This is a genomic window from Tistrella mobilis (assembly GCF_039634785.1).
Classification (GTDB): domain Bacteria; phylum Pseudomonadota; class Alphaproteobacteria; order Tistrellales; family Tistrellaceae; genus Tistrella; species Tistrella mobilis.
This window is the reverse complement of the sequence record NZ_JBBIAB010000008.1, coordinates 84,901-102,146: the sequence shown is the minus strand read 5'-3', so window position 1 is coordinate 102,146 and position 17,246 is coordinate 84,901. Positions and strand designations below refer to the sequence as shown.

At 68.3% G+C, this 17,246-nt stretch carries 15 protein-coding genes; 3 read left to right on the top strand and 12 right to left on the bottom strand.

Annotated features, from left to right (window positions below):
- Positions 1-63 precede the first annotated feature (63 nt).
- The 4 genes from sucD to zapE all read right to left on the bottom strand — a co-directional run bounded on the left by sucD (position 64) and on the right by zapE (position 4,815).
- A complete protein-coding gene (sucD, locus tag WI697_RS13475) occupies positions 64-939 on the bottom strand; it encodes a succinate--CoA ligase subunit alpha (RefSeq protein WP_062761957.1) in 876 nt (291 codons plus the stop codon).
- Positions 940-941: 2 nt separating this feature from the next.
- Positions 942-2,111: an ADP-forming succinate--CoA ligase subunit beta gene (gene sucC, locus WI697_RS13470; RefSeq protein WP_014746523.1), complete on the bottom strand. Its 1,170-nt coding sequence runs from the start codon at positions 2,109-2,111 to the stop codon at positions 942-944.
- 179 nt (positions 2,112-2,290) lie between these two features.
- Complete coding sequence (mdh, locus tag WI697_RS13465; RefSeq protein WP_062761956.1) at positions 2,291-3,235, bottom strand: malate dehydrogenase; 945 nt, start codon at positions 3,233-3,235, stop codon at positions 2,291-2,293.
- Between the two features lie 401 nt (positions 3,236-3,636).
- Positions 3,637-4,815, bottom strand: coding sequence for a cell division protein ZapE (gene zapE / locus WI697_RS13460; RefSeq protein WP_062761955.1), 1,179 nt, complete (start codon positions 4,813-4,815; stop codon positions 3,637-3,639).
- A gap of 219 nt (positions 4,816-5,034) precedes the next feature.
- Here zapE and WI697_RS13455 point away from each other — a divergent pair, with 219 nt between their 5' ends.
- The 3 genes from WI697_RS13455 (at position 5,035) to WI697_RS13445 (ending at position 8,636) form a co-directional block, all read left to right on the top strand.
- Complete coding sequence (locus tag WI697_RS13455; RefSeq protein ID WP_345958815.1) at positions 5,035-6,633, top strand: gamma-glutamyltransferase family protein; 1,599 nt, start codon at positions 5,035-5,037, stop codon at positions 6,631-6,633.
- A gap of 176 nt (positions 6,634-6,809) precedes the next feature.
- Positions 6,810-7,802: an aspartate-semialdehyde dehydrogenase gene (locus WI697_RS13450; protein ID WP_296714532.1), complete on the top strand. Its 993-nt coding sequence runs from the start codon at positions 6,810-6,812 to the stop codon at positions 7,800-7,802.
- A 174-nt stretch (positions 7,803-7,976) separates the two neighbouring features.
- Positions 7,977-8,636, top strand: coding sequence for an FMN-binding negative transcriptional regulator (locus tag WI697_RS13445; RefSeq protein ID WP_062761952.1), 660 nt, complete (start codon positions 7,977-7,979; stop codon positions 8,634-8,636).
- On the opposite strand, the gene WI697_RS13440 is transcribed toward WI697_RS13445, so the two are convergent.
- From WI697_RS13440 to wrbA, 8 genes are all read right to left on the bottom strand, one after another.
- The gene (locus WI697_RS13440) at positions 8,637-9,194 is read right to left on the bottom strand and encodes a hypothetical protein (RefSeq protein WP_345958814.1); all 558 of its coding nucleotides are present in this window, start codon (positions 9,192-9,194) and stop codon (positions 8,637-8,639) included.
- 260 nt (positions 9,195-9,454) lie between these two features.
- A complete protein-coding gene (locus tag WI697_RS13435; RefSeq protein ID WP_345958813.1) occupies positions 9,455-10,444 on the bottom strand; it encodes a dipeptide ABC transporter ATP-binding protein in 990 nt (329 codons plus the stop codon).
- Positions 10,437-11,441 carry an oligopeptide/dipeptide ABC transporter ATP-binding protein gene (locus WI697_RS13430; RefSeq protein WP_345958812.1) on the bottom strand — a complete coding sequence of 335 codons (1,005 nt, stop codon included), beginning with the start codon at positions 11,439-11,441 and terminating at the stop codon, positions 10,437-10,439. Before WI697_RS13430 ends, WI697_RS13435 begins: the two co-directional genes overlap by 8 nt.
- Positions 11,441-12,337 carry an ABC transporter permease subunit gene (locus WI697_RS13425; RefSeq protein WP_062761948.1) on the bottom strand — a complete coding sequence of 299 codons (897 nt, stop codon included), beginning with the start codon at positions 12,335-12,337 and terminating at the stop codon, positions 11,441-11,443. Before WI697_RS13425 ends, WI697_RS13430 begins: the two co-directional genes overlap by 1 nt.
- Positions 12,338-12,418: 81 nt before the next feature.
- Entirely contained in the window at positions 12,419-13,429 is a 1,011-nt protein-coding gene (locus WI697_RS13420; protein WP_062761947.1) for an ABC transporter permease subunit, read from the bottom strand.
- 151 nt (positions 13,430-13,580) lie between these two features.
- A complete protein-coding gene (locus tag WI697_RS13415; protein WP_345958811.1) occupies positions 13,581-15,176 on the bottom strand; it encodes an ABC transporter substrate-binding protein in 1,596 nt (531 codons plus the stop codon).
- A gap of 227 nt (positions 15,177-15,403) precedes the next feature.
- Positions 15,404-16,420, bottom strand: a complete 1,017-nt coding sequence (locus tag WI697_RS13410; RefSeq protein WP_062761946.1) for a glutathione S-transferase family protein — start codon at positions 16,418-16,420, stop codon at positions 15,404-15,406.
- Between the two features lie 86 nt (positions 16,421-16,506).
- Positions 16,507-17,112 carry an NAD(P)H:quinone oxidoreductase gene (wrbA, locus tag WI697_RS13405; protein WP_041606591.1) on the bottom strand — a complete coding sequence of 202 codons (606 nt, stop codon included), beginning with the start codon at positions 17,110-17,112 and terminating at the stop codon, positions 16,507-16,509.
- Positions 17,113-17,246: the final 134 nt, after the last annotated feature.

Sequence of the window (17,246 nt, the reverse complement as noted above, 5' to 3'; positions counted from 1 at the left end):
TGAGCAATGGGAGCGCCGCTTACGCGGCGCCCTCTCCAGGTTTGGGTCTGGTTCGTGGATCCGTCAGCCTCGGAGCACCTGGACCATGGTGCTACCGAGAGCCGCGGGCGATTCGGCGATGACGATACCGGCGGACCGCATCGCCTCGAGCTTGTCGTCGGCGCCGCCCTTGCCACCACTGATGATGGCGCCGGCATGGCCCATGCGACGGCCCGGAGGCGCGGTACGCCCGGCGATGAAGCCGACGGTCGGCTTCTTCACCTTGGACTGCTTCAGGAACTCGGCGGCGTCCTCTTCCGCCGAACCACCGATCTCGCCGATCATGATGATCGCCTCGGTCTCGGGGTCCTTCAGGAACAGGTCCAGCGCGTCGATGAAGTTGGTGCCGTTGATCGGATCGCCGCCGATGCCGATGCAGGTCGACTGGCCGAGGCCGGCGGCAGTGGTCTGCGCGACGGCTTCATAGGTCAGCGTGCCCGAACGGGAGACGATGCCGATCTTGCCCCGCTGGTGGATGTGACCGGGCATGATGCCGATCTTGCACTCACCGGGGGTGATGACGCCGGGGCAGTTGGGGCCGATCAGGCGGGTCCTGGAGCGCTCCAGCGCCCGCTTGACACGCACCATGTCCAGCACCGGGATGCCCTCGGTGATGCAGACCACCAGCTGCACTTCGGCATCGACGGCTTCCAGGATCGCGTCGGCCGCATACGGCGGCGGAACGTAGATCACGGAGGCATCGGCGCCGGTCTTCTCCACCGCGTCGGCCACGGTGTCGAACACGGGCAGGTCGAGATGGGTGGTGCCGCCCTTACCGGGCGTCACGCCACCGACCATGCGGGTGCCGTAGGCGATGGCCTGCTCGGAATGGAAGGTGCCCTGCTGGCCGGTGAAGCCCTGGCAGATCACCTTGGTCTGGGCGTTGACGAGCACGGCCATGGTCAGGCGGCCTCCTTCACGGCTTTCACGATCTTCTCGGCAGCGTCGGCCAGATCGTCGGCGGACATGATCGGCAGGCCGGAATTGGCCAGGATCGCCTTGCCCTTCTCGACGTTCGTGCCCTCGAGACGCACCACCAGCGGAACCTGGAGGCTGATCTCGCGGGCCGCAGCCACGACACCCTCGGCGATCACGTCGCAACGCATGATACCGCCAAAGATGTTAACGAGAATCCCCTCGACATTGGGGTCCGAGAGAATCAGCTTGAAGGCCGTGGTCACGCGCTCGCGGGTCGCACCGCCACCGACGTCCAGGAAGTTCGCCGGCTCGCCGCCATACAGCTTGATGATGTCCATGGTCGCCATCGCGAGACCCGCGCCGTTGACCATGCAGCCGATGTTGCCGTCGAGCTTGATGTAGTTGAGGGCGTGACGCGAAGCTTCCAGCTCGGAGGGATCCTCCTCGCTCTCGTCGCGCAGGTCCTCGATGTCCTTGTGACGGAACAGGGCGTTGTCGTCGAAATTCATCTTCGCGTCGAGCGCGATGACGTCGCCCGCGCCGGTCACGACCAGCGGGTTGATTTCGACGATGCTCGCATCGGTCCCGATCACGGCCTGGTACATGGCGAGCATGAACTTGGTCGCAACCGACACCTGCTTGCCTTCGAGGCCGAGGCCGTAGGCGATCTTGCGGGCGTGGAAGGGCTGCATGCCGGTGATGACGTCGACCGGCACCTTGATGATCTTCTCAGGGGTCTCTTTCGCGACCTCTTCGATCTCCATGCCGCCTTCGGTCGAGGCCATGAAGGTCACCGACGAGGTCTCGCGGTCGATGACGACGCCGAGATACAGCTCACGACGGATGTCGCAGCCTTCCTCGATGTAGACCCGCTTGACTTCCTTGCCCTCGGGACCGGTCTGGTGCGTGACCAGGGTCATGCCGAGCATGTTCTTCGCGGTCGCAGCGACGTCGTCGAGCGACTTCACGACCTTGACGCCGCCGGCCTTGCCGCGGCCGCCGGCGTGGATCTGGGCCTTCACGACCCAGACCGGGCCACCCAGGCTCTTGGCGACCTCGACCGCCTCTTCCGGCGTGTAGGCGACGCCGCCGCGGGGCACCGCGACGCCGTACTTCGCGAGGAGCGCCTTCGCTTGGTATTCGTGGATGTTCATTGAGCCTCTTCCCTAGACCGCTCGATCAGCCGCGGAGGTGCCGGCGCCTGCAGTTATAGCACCCGTCTCCCGGTGCGCAACCGCCGTCCCCCGCGAAATCAAGCGCTTGAAGCCCGCTTGCGGACCTTTTCCGAGACCGTCTCGGCAAGGCTGCAACAGGGCTTCGCGCGCGGTGCCGATCAGACCGACAGCGCCTCGTTCAGCTTCTTCACCGCATCGACCGAGTGCAGGAAGGCAGCCTTCTCTTCCTCGTTCAGCTCGATCTCGACGATCCGCTCGACACCGCCCTCGCCGATCACGACCGGCACGCCGACATAGAGGCCGTCCACGCCATACTGGCCCGACAGCTTCGCGGCGCAGGGCAGAACCCGCTTCTTGTCCTTGAGATAGGCTTCGGCCATCTGGATGGCCGAGGCGGCCGGCGCATAGAAGGCCGAGCCGGTCTTGAGCAGCGAGACGATCTCGGCGCCGCCGTCACGGGTGCGCTGGATGATCTGGTCGAGCTTCTCCTGGGTCAGCCAGCCCATCTTGACCAGGTCGGTCAGCGGGATGCCGGCAACGGTGGAGTAGCGGGCCAGCGGCACCATGGTGTCGCCATGGCCGCCCAGCACGAAGGCGGTCACATCCTCGACCGACACGTTCAGCGCCTCGGCGATGAAGTAGCGGAAGCGGGCGCTGTCGAGCACGCCGGCCATGCCGACGACCTTCTCGGGCTTCAGGCCGGAGAACTTCTGCATCAGGCCGACCATCACGTCGAGCGGGTTCGTGATCACGATCACGAAGGCATCGGGGCAATGGGTCTTGATGCCGTCGGCCACCTGGCCGACGATCTTGGCGTTGATCGCCAGCAGGTCGTCGCGGCTCATGCCCGGCTTGCGGGCGATGCCGGCGGTGACGATGACGACGTCGGCACCGGCCAGGGCCGAATAGTCGTTCGCACCGGTCAGACGGCTGTCGAAGCTGTCGACGGGGGACGACTCGGCGATGTCCAGCGCCTTGCCCTGCGGCATGCCCTCGACGACGTCGAAGAGAACGACGTCGCCGAGCTCCTTGAGCCCGGCCAGATGGGCCAGGGTGCCGCCGATATTGCCGGCGCCCACCAGTGCGATCTTGTTGCGTGCCATCGGGTTTCCTCGCGACTTTCCAGCGTCTGGCGTCGGCCGGGAGCGGGCCGGGCCGCCCGTCCGCGAGGAGCGGGGGGTACGGTCACGCGCGCCGGTCGCGCCGCCGACGCACAGAAGGGCATTCATGCGCCCGTCTGTGCGGATGTGAAATCCGTCCCTCCGTGTACCGCCCGCCAGGGCCACGGATCCCGTATGTCCGGGATCGACGCAGCCATCCGCCGGCCGGCACTCACGCCGCAGATCCACCGGCATTGAAACGCCGGCACCCCTGCGGCACGAAGCTGTAATCTTACCGAAGCAGAAGCCGGTGAACCCGGCGTTTCCGTTCGGAAAATCTCGCGCCGTAACTACTCTCTTTCGCGCGCCGAAGCAAGGGGGCGCACCCCGCTTCGGCCGCCGCATCAGACCAGATGCGGCAGGGCCAGATACTCTTTGCTCTGCATCTCGGCGAGCCGCGATGCGGTCCGGGCGAATTCGAAGGATCCGTCACCGGCCGGGTACAGATCATCGGGCAGGGCCGCCGCCGAACAGACCAGCTTCACCCGGTGTTCGTACAGCTCGTCGATCAGGGTCACGAACCGCGCGGCACGATCCCGGCTGTCCGGCCCCATCGCCGGAATGCCGTCGATGATGACCGTGTGATGGTGACGGGCGATCTCGATATAGTCCGCGGCCCCGAGCGGCCGGCTGCACAGGTCGTCGAAGCCGAAACGCGCAACGCCCCCGGCCGCCTTCGGCACCTCGATCCGCCGCCCCGACACGTCCAGCACCTCGGCCGAGGCCGGCGCGCCGCCCGACAGATCCCGGAAGGCTGCATCGAGCGCCGCGCGCGCCGCGGCATCGGCCGGCACATGATAGACCGGCATCAGCGTCAGTCGATCCAGACGATAGTCGCGGGCGGAGTCGAGCTCCATCACCTCGAGCGTGTCACGGACCAGACGGATGAAGGGGATGAAGCGGTCGCGCTGCAGCCCGTCGAGGTAGAGATCCTCGGGCGGGCGGTTGGAGGTCGCGATCACATAGACGCCGCGGGCCAGCACATGGGTGAACAGCCGGCCCAGGATCATCGCATCGGCGACGTCGCGGACCTGGAACTCGTCGAAGCAGAGCAGCTTCGCCTCGGCCGCCACCGCGTCGGCAATGCGCGGCAGGGGGTCGGGCTCGCGGTTCTGGTCGCCCGTGGTCCGCCAGGCGTGCAGACGGGCATGGATGTCGAGCATGAAGGCGTGGAAGTGGACCCGGCGCTTCGGGGCCACCGGGGCCGCCCTGAAGGCCATGTCCATCAGCATCGACTTGCCGCGACCGACCCCGCCCCAGAGATAGAGCCCGCGCGGCCCGGGCGGCATCGGCGGCGGGCCCTCTTCGGGCGCGCCGCCACCGAACAGCCGGCCCAGCAGGCCGCGTTTCGGGGCCGGTGCCGGGGGTGGCGTCCCCCTGTCCTCGCGCATGCGCCGGATCAATGCGCTCAACCGGTCGGCCGCCGCGGCCTGGGCGGGATCGGCGGCAATGCGCCCCGCAGCCACCAGGGCGGCATAGGCGCGTGCAGGATCTTGGGCGGCGTCGGGCACGGGTGCGGACATTCGTCGACGGTTGGAGGGCGGCCGGCCAGAGGACGGCCGGCGAAGGGCGAGCGGGCGGTGTCGGCCCTGAAGATGGGGCATTCTGCCGCATTGCACAACCCGCAGAGGACGGTTGGCGGCCATGCACCCGGTGCCGGTCGGCGGCATGCCTCGCGCATTGCGCACATTCATGCCACAATGCACCCCGCATCACGATCTTTCCGGAAAGGGCCACGCCCGATGCGTGACTTCCAGCGCCCCGGCCGCTCCGCCGTCTATGCCAACGAGGCGATGGCCGCGACCTCGCACCCGCTCGCGACCCTGACCGCGATCGAGACGCTGCGCGCGGGCGGCAATGCCGTCGATGCCGCGATCGCCGCCGTGGCGGTGCTGGGGCTTCTGGAGCCGCATATGACCGGCATCGGCGGGGATTGCTGGATGCTGATCCAGCGCGCCGGCGATGCGGCCCCGCTCTGCTATAACGGCACCGGGCGTGCCGCCCGCGGCGCGGAGCCTGCGGTCCTGCGGCTGCTGGACGAGGGCGCCGTCGCCGTGCCGCAATCCCATCCGCTGGCCGTCACCATCCCGGGCGCGGTGGAGGCCTGGGACCGGCTGTCCATCGATCATGGCCGACTGGGCCTGGACCGGATCCTGGCGCCGGCAATCGATCTGGCGCGCGCCGGCGCCCCGGTCGCCCCCCGGGTCGCCGCCGACTGGACCCGCCATCTGCCGCTGCTGCAGTCCAACGAGATCACCGCCCAGAGTTTCCTGGCCGGAACCCGTGCCCCGGCGGCCGGCACCCGCATGCCGCAGACCCAGATGTGCCGCACGCTGTCGGCGATTGCGAAGGACGGCGCCCGGGGCTTCTATGACGGCTGGGTGGCGGACGACATGCTCGCCACCCTGAAGGCGCTGGGCGGCCCGCACGAGGCGGAGGATTTCACCGGCCATACCGGCAACTATGTCGCCCCGGCAGCGGGCAGCTATCGCGGCACCCGGGTGTTCGAAACCCCGCCCAACAGCCAGGGGGCCATCGTGCTTGCCCTGCTGGCGATGATGGAACCGGCCGACATCGCCGCCCTCGACCCCGACGGCGCCGCCTTCCACGACCTGATCGCCCGGGCCTCCGAGGCCGGTATCGCCCTGCGCGACCGGTTCCTGGCCGATCCTGCAGACGACCATGGCGCCGATGATGGCGGGCTGGCGCAGATCATGGAGGGGGCCCGCGCCGCAGCTGCCCGCATTGCGGCAGGCGGTCGGGCAGACCCCGCCCCGGAGCGCCCCGGCGGCAGCGGCGATACGGTGTATGTCAGCGTCGTCGATCGCGACCAGACGGCGGTGTCGATGGTCAATTCGATCTTCCATGCCTTCGGCAGCGGCATCACCTGCCCCCGATCGGGCGTGCTGTTCAACAGCCGCGGCACCGGCTTCCGCCTGGCACCGGGGATGGCCGGGCACTACCGGCCCGGTCTGCGGCCGCCCCACACCCTGGTCGCCGGGATGACCGGCGATGGCCGCCGGCCGGTGATGAGTTTCGGGGTGATGGGCGGGCACTACCAGGCCATCGGCCATGCGGCACTGCTGTCGCGGATCCTCGATCACGGACTTGACCCGCAGGCCGCCATCGATCTGCCGCGCTCCATGGCGATGGGCGGGGTGCTGGAGGTGGAGACCGGGGCCGACCCCGCCCTCATGCCCCGGCTGATCGGCCTCGGCCACCGCGTGCGGGCCGCGGCCCAGCCCCTGGGCGGGGCCCAGGCCATCCTGATCGACTGGGACCGCGGCGTACTGATCGGCGGGTCCGATCCGCGCAAGGACGGTTGCGCGCTGGGCTACTGAACCGGCGATACGAGGGGGGGCGCCCGAGAAGTTTTCAACCGAGCCCGCCGGTATACCGGCGGCCGTTGCGTGTGGCCGTCCAAGCTGTTAGCGTGCGGCGCGCTTGCAGGCGGGGGATCTGTGCCATATCTCCGTGCCTGCGCTCATCAACCTCTCTGCCTCCAAGGAACAGACCCATGCGGATCGGTATCGTCGGCGCCACCGGCGCGGTCGGTCAGGAGACGATCCAGGTCCTGAAGGACCGTGGTTTCCCCGTGACCGAGCTTCATCTCTTCGCCTCCGAGCGGAGCGCCGGCAAAACCACCGAAACCGCGTTCGGCACCATCACCATCGAGCCGTTCTCGGTGGAGGCGGCGCGGGGCATGGACATCGTGTTCCTGGCGGTTTCGGGTGATTTCGCCAAGGAATATGCGCCGCAGATCGCCGCCGAAGGCGGTGCGGTGGTGATCGACAACTCCTCGGCCTTCCGCTACGACGATGCGGTGCCGCTGGTGGTGCCCGAGATCAACGGCCGCCGCGCGCTGGGGCAGAAGCTGATCGCCAATCCGAACTGCACCACGGCGATCCTGCTGATGGCGCTCGCCCCCCTGCACGAGGCGTTCGGCGTGAAGCGCGCCATCGTCTCGACCTATCAGGCGGCGAGCGGCGCGGGCGCCGAGGGCATGACCGAGCTGGAACAGGGCGCGCGCCAGTATCTGGCGGGTGAGCCGGTGACGGCGTCGAAGTTCGCCCATCCGCTGGCCTTCAACCTGATCCCGCATATCGACAGCTTCCAGGACAATGGCTACACCCGCGAGGAGATGAAGGTCCTCTGGGAGACGCGGAAGATCATGGAAGCGCCCGAGGTGCTGCTGAGCTGCACGGCCGTGCGCGTGCCGACCATGCGCGCCCATGCCGAAGCGGTGACCATCGAGACGCGGCACCCGGTCACCCCGGCGGCCGCGCGCGAGGTTCTGGCCAAGGCCCAGGGCGTCACGCTGGCCGATGATCCGGCAAACAAGCTCTACCCGATGCCGCTGACCGCCTCGTCGAAGTATGACGTGGAAGTCGGCCGGATCCGCGAGAGCCTGGTCTTCGGCGACACCGGTCTCGACTTCTTCGTCTGCGGCGACCAGCTGCTGAAGGGTGCCGCCCTCAACACGGTGCAGATCGCCGAACTGCTGGTCTGACCGGCTGCTGGTCTGACCGGCCGCACCGGACACCCTGCCAGAAGGCCGGCCTCCCATTGGTGAGGCCGGCCTTTTTCGTGCGGATCGCCCGGGCTCGTGCTACCCAGGAAGAACAGCCCCCGCCCGGCCCGAAACCGGCCGCAGAAGCAGACGGGGCACGAGGGAGTGGAGATCATGCACATCCTGCGTCCGCCCTTCCGCATGGAGGATGATGCCGCCCTGGACTTCGCCGCCAGGCGCGGCTTCGGTCTGGCGGTCGCGGCCGATGGTGGCGATCCGCTGGGGTCGCACATCCCCTTCATCATCCGGCGCGACCCCGGTCAGACCGTGGTGCAGTTCCACCTGACCGCCGGCAATCCACTGGTGGCGCAGGCGGCGGCCGGCGCCCGTTTCCTGATCGCGGTTGCCGGGCCGGACGCCTATGTCTCCAACGACTGGTATGTCTCGGAAGACCAGGTCTCGACCTGGCTTTACGAAGCGGTGCATCTGTCGGGCCCGGCACGGCTGCAGCCGGTGGACGGCAATCGCGGCCATGGCGATGCCCTCCTCGCCACGGCCGAGGCCCGGCTGCCCAAGCCCGCCTGGAGCCTGGAGGCGATGGAGCCGCAGAAGCGCCAGGCCATGCTCGACGGCATCCGGGTCATCGAAGTGCTCGTCGACCGGATCGAGGGCCAGTCCAAGCTCAACCAGCACAAGACGGATGCCGACCATGTCGCCGTCGCCAACCGGCTGGCCCGGGCCGGAACGACCGCGGCAGAGGATCTGGCCCGCCGCATGCGGGCACTCCGCCCGGATCTCGTCTATGATTTTCCAGACGACAACGACATGCCCTGATCAGCCGAAGCGGGTGACCGCCAGCTGCCGGCCCAGATCGTCGGCGCGCACCGACTGAACCGCGCGATAGGCGGCAATCACCGAAGACGCCTCGGGGCGATTGGCGACGAAATTCTGGAACAGCCCGAACAGGCTTGCGCTTCCCCGCGCCGTGGCCGTAGCACCATCACCGGCCCCGGCCGTGTCGTCGAGGACGGTCGAATTGGCCGTGGCCTCGTAGCGCGCGGCTGCGCGGGACGGGCTGGTGACGTCGGCGGAGCCGTAACTCCGGGCTGCAAATCCCGGATCCGCCTGCAGTGCAATCAGGGTCGACAGCGTTCCGGACGAAAACCGCTGCCCGAAACCGGATCCCCGCTGCTGTTCCTGGTTCTGCTGATCGCGCGCCAGCGCCTGTTCGAAGGCACTGCCGCCATCCTCGCGGCCGGTGCCCGAGGGATCGACGCGGCGGATTTCATCCTGCCAGCTTTCGCCCAGGGGCGCGCTGCGCGTGGTCGCCCCACCCCAGCCCGGAACCGGGCGGGCCGTCTCGATACGGCGGATGGCGTCGAGCGCGGACATGGGCGGCCAGAGGCTCCCGAGGGTGGATCAGCGGATAAGGGACGGTCCAGGCATCGGCGGAACAGGCTGTGCGGGACGGAAACACCTGGAATGATCGGAGTTTAGACAATTCCAGACGGTCCCGCCAGTGGCCGTGAGATGTCCTGTCAATGGCGGTCGATGGGCAGGCTGCGGCAAAGGACGGGCCGGCCGTGACAGGACGATGTCACGACCGGCCCGGGGCATGCGCCATCGGGTGAGGGTCAGGGTTCGGGTGAGGGTCAGGGCTGAGCCAGCACCTCCTCGGCACGATGGCAGGCGACCCGTCGCGGCCCCACAGGCCGAAGCTCCGGCCGCTCGGTCTTGCAGCGGTCGATGGCGAACGGACAGCGGCGATGGAAGGTGCAGCCCGGCGGCGGCGCCAGGGGCGACGGCAGCTCGCCACCGATCGGCTGGCGCACCGCCCGCTCATCCGGGTCGATCCGCGGCGTGGCGGCAAGCAGGGCGCGGGTATAGGGGTGCGCCGGCGCGTCGAACAGCACCGCCTTGTCGGCCTGCTCCACGGCGCGGCCCAGATACATCACCATCACCTCGTCGGCGATGTGGCGCACCACCGACAGATCATGGCTGATGAAGACATAGGCGACGCCGAATTCCTGCTGCAGATCGATCAGCAGGTTCAGCACCTGGGCCTGGATCGACACGTCGAGCGCCGAGACCGGCTCGTCCGCCACCACCACCGCCGGGTCGAGCATCAGCGCCCGGGCGATGGCGACGCGCTGACGCTGGCCGCCCGAGAACATGTGCGGGTAGCGCCCCGCCTGTTCCGGCCGGAGCCCGACCCTGGCCATCATCGCCGCCACCCTCTCCCGCCGCGCCGCGCGGTCGAGATCGGTGTTGATGGCGAGCGGTTCCTCCAGCGTCTGGGCCACGGTCTTGCGCGGATTGAGCGAGGCATAGGGGTTCTGGAACACCATCTGCACCCGCCGGCGCAGCCGGCGCAGGGTGGCGGCATCCGCACCCGCCACATCGGCACCGTCAATGACCAGCCGGCCCGCTGTCGGCTTTTCGATCATCACCAGCTGACGGGCAAGGGTCGACTTGCCGCAGCCGCTTTCGCCGACCACCGCCAGCGTGCGGCCGGGCGCCACCTCGAAGCTGACCCCGTCCAGCGCCCTGAGCACGGCCGAGCCCTTGAGGAAGCCCCGCGGCACCTCGTAATGGCGGGTCAGATCCTCCGACACCAGGATCGGTGCGATCGGCTCAGCCATGGGCCATCTCCTCCGCCGGACCTGGCCGGCCGGCATCGTCGAGCGGCGTGTGGCAGCGCACCGCCGCATCCGGCCCCCAGGGCCTGAGCGATGGCTGCACCGCCCGGCAATGCGGCACGGCATGGGGGCAGCGCGGCTCCAGCAGGCAGCCCGGCGGGCGGTCATACTGGCCGGGCACGACGCCCGGGATCGCATTCAGCCGGCGCTTGCCCGCCGCCCGTTCCGGCAAGGCCTCCAGCAGGGCGGCGGTATAGGGATGGCGGGGGTGGCGGAAGATCCCGGGCACCTGCCCGGTTTCCACCACCTGGCCCGCATACATCACCGCCACCCGCCTTGCGGTTTCCGCGACCACGGCCAGGTCGTGGGTGATCAGGATCAGGGCCATGCCCCGGTCGCGCTGCAGCCCCAGCAGCAGATCCAGGATCTGCGCCTGAATGGTGACGTCGAGTGCCGTGGTCGGCTCGTCGGCGATCAGCAGCCTTGGGTTGCAGGCGATCGCCATGGCGATCACCACCCGCTGATTCATGCCGCCCGAAAGCTGGTGGGGGTAGGAATCGATCCGCGCCCTGGGGTCGGGAATACCCACCTGGTCCAGCAGGTCGACGGCGCGTTCGCGCAGCTGCCGGCGGCTGCCGCCTTCGTGCACTTTCAGCGCCTCGATGATCTGGAAGCCGATCGTGTAGCAGGGGTTGAGGCTGGTCAGCGGGTCCTGGAAGACCATCGCCACATCCTTGCCGGTCAGCCTGCGACGGGCGCGGCCCGACAGCGACAGGAGGTCGGTTCCGGCAAAGGTCAGGCGCTGCGCCTCCACCCGGGCGGTCGGCGGCAGCAGCCCCATGACGGCGAGCGAGCTGACGCTCTTGCCCGACCCGCTTTCGCCGACGATGCCCAGCACCTCGCCCGCATCCACCGAGAGCGAGACGCCGTCCACCGCCCGGAAGGCACGGTCGCCCGTGCCGAAGGTAACGGTCAGGCCGTCGATATCGAGCAGGGCCATCAGCGTTTCATCCTGGGATCGAGGGCGTCGCGCAGACCATCGCCCAGCAGATTGAAGGCGAGCACGGTGACGAGGATCGCAAGGCCCGGCAGGGTGACCACCCACCAGGCGCGCTGGATGTATTGCAGCACGCCGGCCAGCATGGTGCCCCATTCCGGGGTCGGCGGCTGGGCGCCGAGCCCCAGGAAGCCGAGCGCCGCCGCATCCAGGATCGCGGTCGAAAAGCCGAGCGTCGCCTGCACGATCAGCGGCGCCATGCAATTGGGCAGGATGGCGCTGAACATCAGCCGCAGCGGCCCCGCCCCCGCCAGGCGCGAGGCGGTGACATATTCCTTGTTCACCTCGCCCATCGCCGCCGCACGGGTGAGGCGGACGTAATGGGGCAGCACCACGATCGCGATCGCGAACATGGCATTGGCGAGGCCGGGGCCCAGAATGGCGACGATCGCGATGGCGAGCAGCAGGCTGGGCAGGGCCAGCATGATGTCCATCAGCCGCATAATCACCGTGTCGACCACCCCGCCGAAATAGCCGGCGAGCAGGCCGAGCAGGATGCCCGCCGCCAGCGACAGGGTGACGACGATGACGCCGATCAGCAGGCTGAGCCGGGCGCCGTGGATCAGCCGCGAGAGCATGTCGCGGCCGACATCGTCGGTGCCGAGCGGGAAGCTCCAGCTGCCGCCATCGGCGAAGGCCGGCGGCACCAGCAGGGCATCACGGAACTGCGCCGACGGGTCATGGGGCGCCACGACATCGGCGAAGACCGCGAGCAGGGTGATGATCACGATCACCACCAGCCCGGCGACCGCGCCGGGGTTGCGCCTGAAATCGGACCAGAAGGCGGCGAGCGCGCCAGGGGGCGCGGGCGCCGTGGTCGGCGGGGCGGCGGTGCTCATCGGCACCCGCGGTCCCCGGCCGCATCGGAAGAGGTCATACCCGGAGGGGGCAAAGCCACCGCGGGCATGCGGCAGCAGAGATCAGCGTGCATGTCGGATCCGCGGATTGATGATGCCGTAAAGCAGGTCGACGATCAGGTTGACGGCGATGACCACGCAGGAGACCAGCAGGATGCCGCCCTGAACCGACGGGTAGTCGCGCCGGCCGATCGATTCGATCAGCCATTTGCCGATGCCCGGCCAGGCGAAGATGGTCTCGGTCAGGATCGCGCCGGCAAGCAGCAGACCGACCTGCAGGCCGATCACCGTGATCACCGGAATGAGCGCGTTTCTGAGCGCATGGATCAGCACCACCCGGGTCGGGTTCAGCCCCTTGGCACGGGCGGTGCGGACGTAATCCTCACCCAGCACCTCGAGCATCGACGAGCGGGTCATGCGCGCGATGACGGCGAGCGGAATGGTGCCGAGCACGATGGCCGGCAGCACCAGATGATGCAGCGCCGACCAGAAGGCCTCCGGCTCGTCCGAGAGCAGGGTGTCGATCAGCATGAAGCCGGTCACCGGCTCCACGTAGTACATCACGCTGATCCGGCCCGACACCGGCGTCCAGCCGAGCGTCACCGAGAACAGCATGATCAGCAGCAGCCCCCACCAGAAGATCGGCATCGAATAGCCGGTGAGCGCCCCGGCCATGACCGTATGGTCGAGCGCCGAACCGCGCCGAACCGCGGCCAGAATGCCGGCGGGCAGGCCGATCGCGACCGCGAAGATCATCGCGGCGAAACTGAGTTCCAGCGTGGCCGGAAAGAGGGTGAGGAAGTCGTTCAGCACCGGCGAGCGGGTGACGAGGGAGCGGCCGAAATCACCCTGGGCGAGCGACCACAGATAGCTGAAATACTGCTCCACCATCGGCCGGTCGAGGCCGAGCTGGGCCAGCATCTGGGCATGACGTTCGGGGGTGAGGCCGCGTTCGCCCGCCAGCAGGGCGACCGGATCGCCCGGGATCAGCCGGATGAGGACGAAAGCGAAGAGGGTGACGCCGAGGAAGGTCGGCACGACCAGCCCCAGACGTCGGAACACGAAAGCGAACATCTGACGGCGACCGCAGCTGCGGCGCGGCCGGCATCATCCGCGGACACGGGATGGCACATGGACGGGGGAGTTGGGATGCACCGAGGCCGGCCGGCGGTGTGGGGAGCCCCGCACCTCCGGCCGGCCGCCGCAGATGGCGCCAGCGCGCGCCTCAGTCCTTGAGGCCCGGGCCGTAGAAGTAGTGACCGCCGAGCGGGTCGATCTTCCAGTCGGTGACCTCGGGACGGATCGGCTGATAGACCACCGAATGGGCGATGGTCACCCAGGGGGCCTGCTCCTTGAAGATCACCTGGGCCTCTTCATAGAGCTTCGTGCGCTCCGCCTGGCCCGAGACCGTCTTGGCCTTCATGATCAGGTCGTCGAAGGGCTTGTAGCACCAGCCGGCATAGTTGGAGCCGCCATTGGCCGCATCGCAGCCCAGCAGCACCACCAGGAAGTTGTCGGGGTCGCCATTGTCGCCCGTCCAGCCCAGCAGCAGGGTCTGATGCTCCCCGGCCTGGGCGCGCTTCAGATACTCGCCCCATTCATAGGACACGATCTGAGCCTTCACCCCCACGGCCGCCCAGTCGGCCTGGATCATCTCGGCCATGCGGCGGGCATTGGGGTTATAGGGCCGCTGCACGGGCATCGCCCAGATGTCGGTCTCGAAACCGTTCTCGAAACCGGCCTCCTTCAGCAGGGCCTTGGCCTTCTCGGGGTCGTAGGCGTAATCCTCGACCTTGTCGTTATACGACCAGATGGTCGGCGGGATCGGGTTCTTGGCGGCCTTGCCGGCGCCCTGATAGATCGCGTCGATGATCGCGGCCTTGTTGACCGCCATGTTCAGCGCCTGGCGCACCTTCACGTCGTCGAAGGGCTTCTTGCGGACGTTGAAGGCCAGATAGCCGATATTCAGACCTTCCTGCGACATCAGGTTGACCTTCGGGTCTTCCTTCATCTTCACAAGATCGGCCGGGTTCGGATAGGGCATCACATGGCACTCGCCCGCCTGGATCTTGGCGTAGCGGACCGAGGCGTCGGGCGTGATCGAGAAGACCAGGGTGTCGAGGCTGCTCTTGCCACGCCAGTAGTCGGGATGCGCCTTGTAGCGGATCACCGCATCCTTCTGGTAGTTCACCAGCTGATACGGGCCGGTGCCGACCGGCTCCAGATCGACCTTCTCGGGCGTGCCGGCCTTCATCATCTGATCGGCGTATTCGGCCGACAGGATCGAGGCGAAATCCATCGCGATATTGGCGATGAACGGCGCTTCCGGACGGTTGAGCACGAAGCGGACCGTGTGGTCGTCCACCTTCTCCACCGCCTTCAGCAGCGAAGGCATGCTCATGCCCTGGAAGTATTCATAGGTGCCGCCCGACACCTTGTTGTACGGATGGTTCGGGTCCAGCTGGCGCATGAAGCTGAACACGACGTCGTCGGCGTTGAAGTCGCGGCTGGGGGTGAAGCTCTTGGTGGTCTGGAACTTCACGCCCTTGCGCAGATGGAAGGTGTAGGTCAGGCCGTCATCCGACACCTCGTAGCGCTCGGCCAGGCCGGGCTGCACGGTCGTGGTGCCGCGCTCGAACTCGACCAGCCGGTTGTAGACATTGCGCGAGCTGGCATCGAAGGTCGTGCCGGTCGTGAACAGCTGCGGGTTGAAGCCCTCGGGGCTGCCCTCCGAGCAGTAAACCATCGTCTTGGCTTCGGCAGCGCCGACCGCACCGAGCAGGGCCGCGGCGGCAACCGCGCCCATCAGAGCCTTATTCATGAAGTCTCCCTCCGGAAATCGTCCCGCGGGACCAGGGCGTCGGCGGCATCTCCCCCAAGATGCCGGGCTCCTCGGCCCTCCTCCTGCCCGCGGATTTCCGAAAGCCTATGCCAGCTTTCCGGGGAGCGTCAACGCCGCTGCAACACACGCCGGCGCTTCATGCTGGTATACCGGATGGGCGCACCGGTTGTGCGATGCAACGGAAGCGGGATGCCGGGGGATGGCGCTCAGTCGAGCGCAGGCGCGGGCCATGACGGATCGAGGCGCGGCGGCTCCGCCGGGCCGAGCGGCACCACCCGGGTCGGGTTGATGGTCGTATGGCTCCAGTAATAGTGCCAGCGGATATGGGCATCGTCGACCGTCTCGCGGATCGCCGGCACCGCGAGCAGCCGGGCGGTGAGCGCGGTCAGCATCGGATAATCGGCGATGCGGCGCAGGTTGCACTTGAAATGCCCGTGATAGACCGGGTCGAAGCGCACCAGCGTGGTGAACAGGCGCAGATCCGCCTCGGTCATCCGGCCGCCGACCAGCCAGCCCTGCCCGTCGGCCAGCCGGGCTTCCATGCGATCCAGCGCTTCGAACAGCGGCACCACCGCCGCCTCATAGGCGTCCTGGGTGGTGGCGAAACCCGCCTTGTAGACGCCGTTGTTGATCCGGTCATAGACATCGGCATTGACCGCGTCGATCTCGTCGCGCAACGCATCCGGGCACAGGATCAGGCCGGGATTGCCGTGCTCGGGCGCCAGATGGTCGAAGGCGCGGTCGAACATGCGCACGATCTCGGCGCTTTCATTGTTGACGATGGTCCCGCGCAGCTTGTCCCAGAGCACCGGCACGGTCACCCGGCCGCTGTATGACGGGTTGGCGCGGGCATAGACCTCGTGCAGGGCCCGGTTGCCGAACAGGGCGTCGCCGGTTGCACCGGCAAAGGGCGCGGCCTCGTCGCCCGCTTCGGCGGGCGCGCCGAACGTCCAGCCGGCACTGCCCATGCGCGGGTCGACCACGCTCACCGAAATCGCCCCCTCCAGCCGCTTCAGCCGCCGCCAGATCAGCGTGCGATGCGCCCAGGGACAGGCGAGCGAGACATAGAGATGGTAGCGCCCGGGTTCGGCCGGCAGGCCCTCGCCGCCGGGTTCGGTCGCAAGCCGGTCGCGGAAACGGCTGGCTTCGCGTTCGAAGCGGCCGCCGGTCTTTGCGGTGTCGTACCAGCGGTCGTGCCAGACGCCGTCGATCATCACGCCCATGAGCGGTCTCCCCGGGGATGGCTGAAGGTTGAAGGAACCGCCGCCTGCGGAACGGCACAGGCGGCGGCATATGGGTCAGGCGGACATCAGCCGGCGGCCAGCTTCTTCGCGATGCCGGCGACGTGGCGGCCCTGGGCGCGGGCGGTGGAGAGTTCCTTTTCGCTCGGCGTGCGGCTGCCGTCGGGGCCGGCGATGGTGCCGGCGCCATAGGGGCTGCCACCCCTCACTTCCGAGATATCGGCCAGCTCGGGCGCCACCGCATAGGGCAGACCGACGATGACCATGCCGTGATGGGCGAGCGTCGGCCACAGCGTCAGCGCGGTCGATTCGTTGCCGCCGCCGGTGCCGGTCGACACGAACACGCTGCCGACCTTGCCGAGCAGCTTGCCCTGGGCCCAGAGGCCGCCGGTCTGGTCGAGGAAGTTGCGCATCTGCGAGGCGACATTGCCGAAACGGGTGGGCGCGCCGAAGATGATCGCATCGTAATCCGCAAGCTCGGCGGGGGAGGCCACCTCGGCCGCCTGATCGAGCTTGGCGCCCGCCTTTTCGGCCACGTCGCGCGGCATCAGCTCGGGCACCCGCTTCACGGTCACCTCGACGCCGTCCACCTCGGCGGCGCCGGCGGCCACGGCGCCGGCCATGGTCTCGATATGGCCATACGTGCTGTAGTAGAGAACCAGAACCTTGGTCATCGCCGTCATTCCCGGTTGATGAGGATGTCGGGGGTGGCCTGCAGGCGGCCCCGCCCCCGTCGTCCCCTCAAATGTAGCACTGGCGGTTTTGCGCACCACCGGCAACAATGGAAATGAATTGTCAGCCTGAGGGA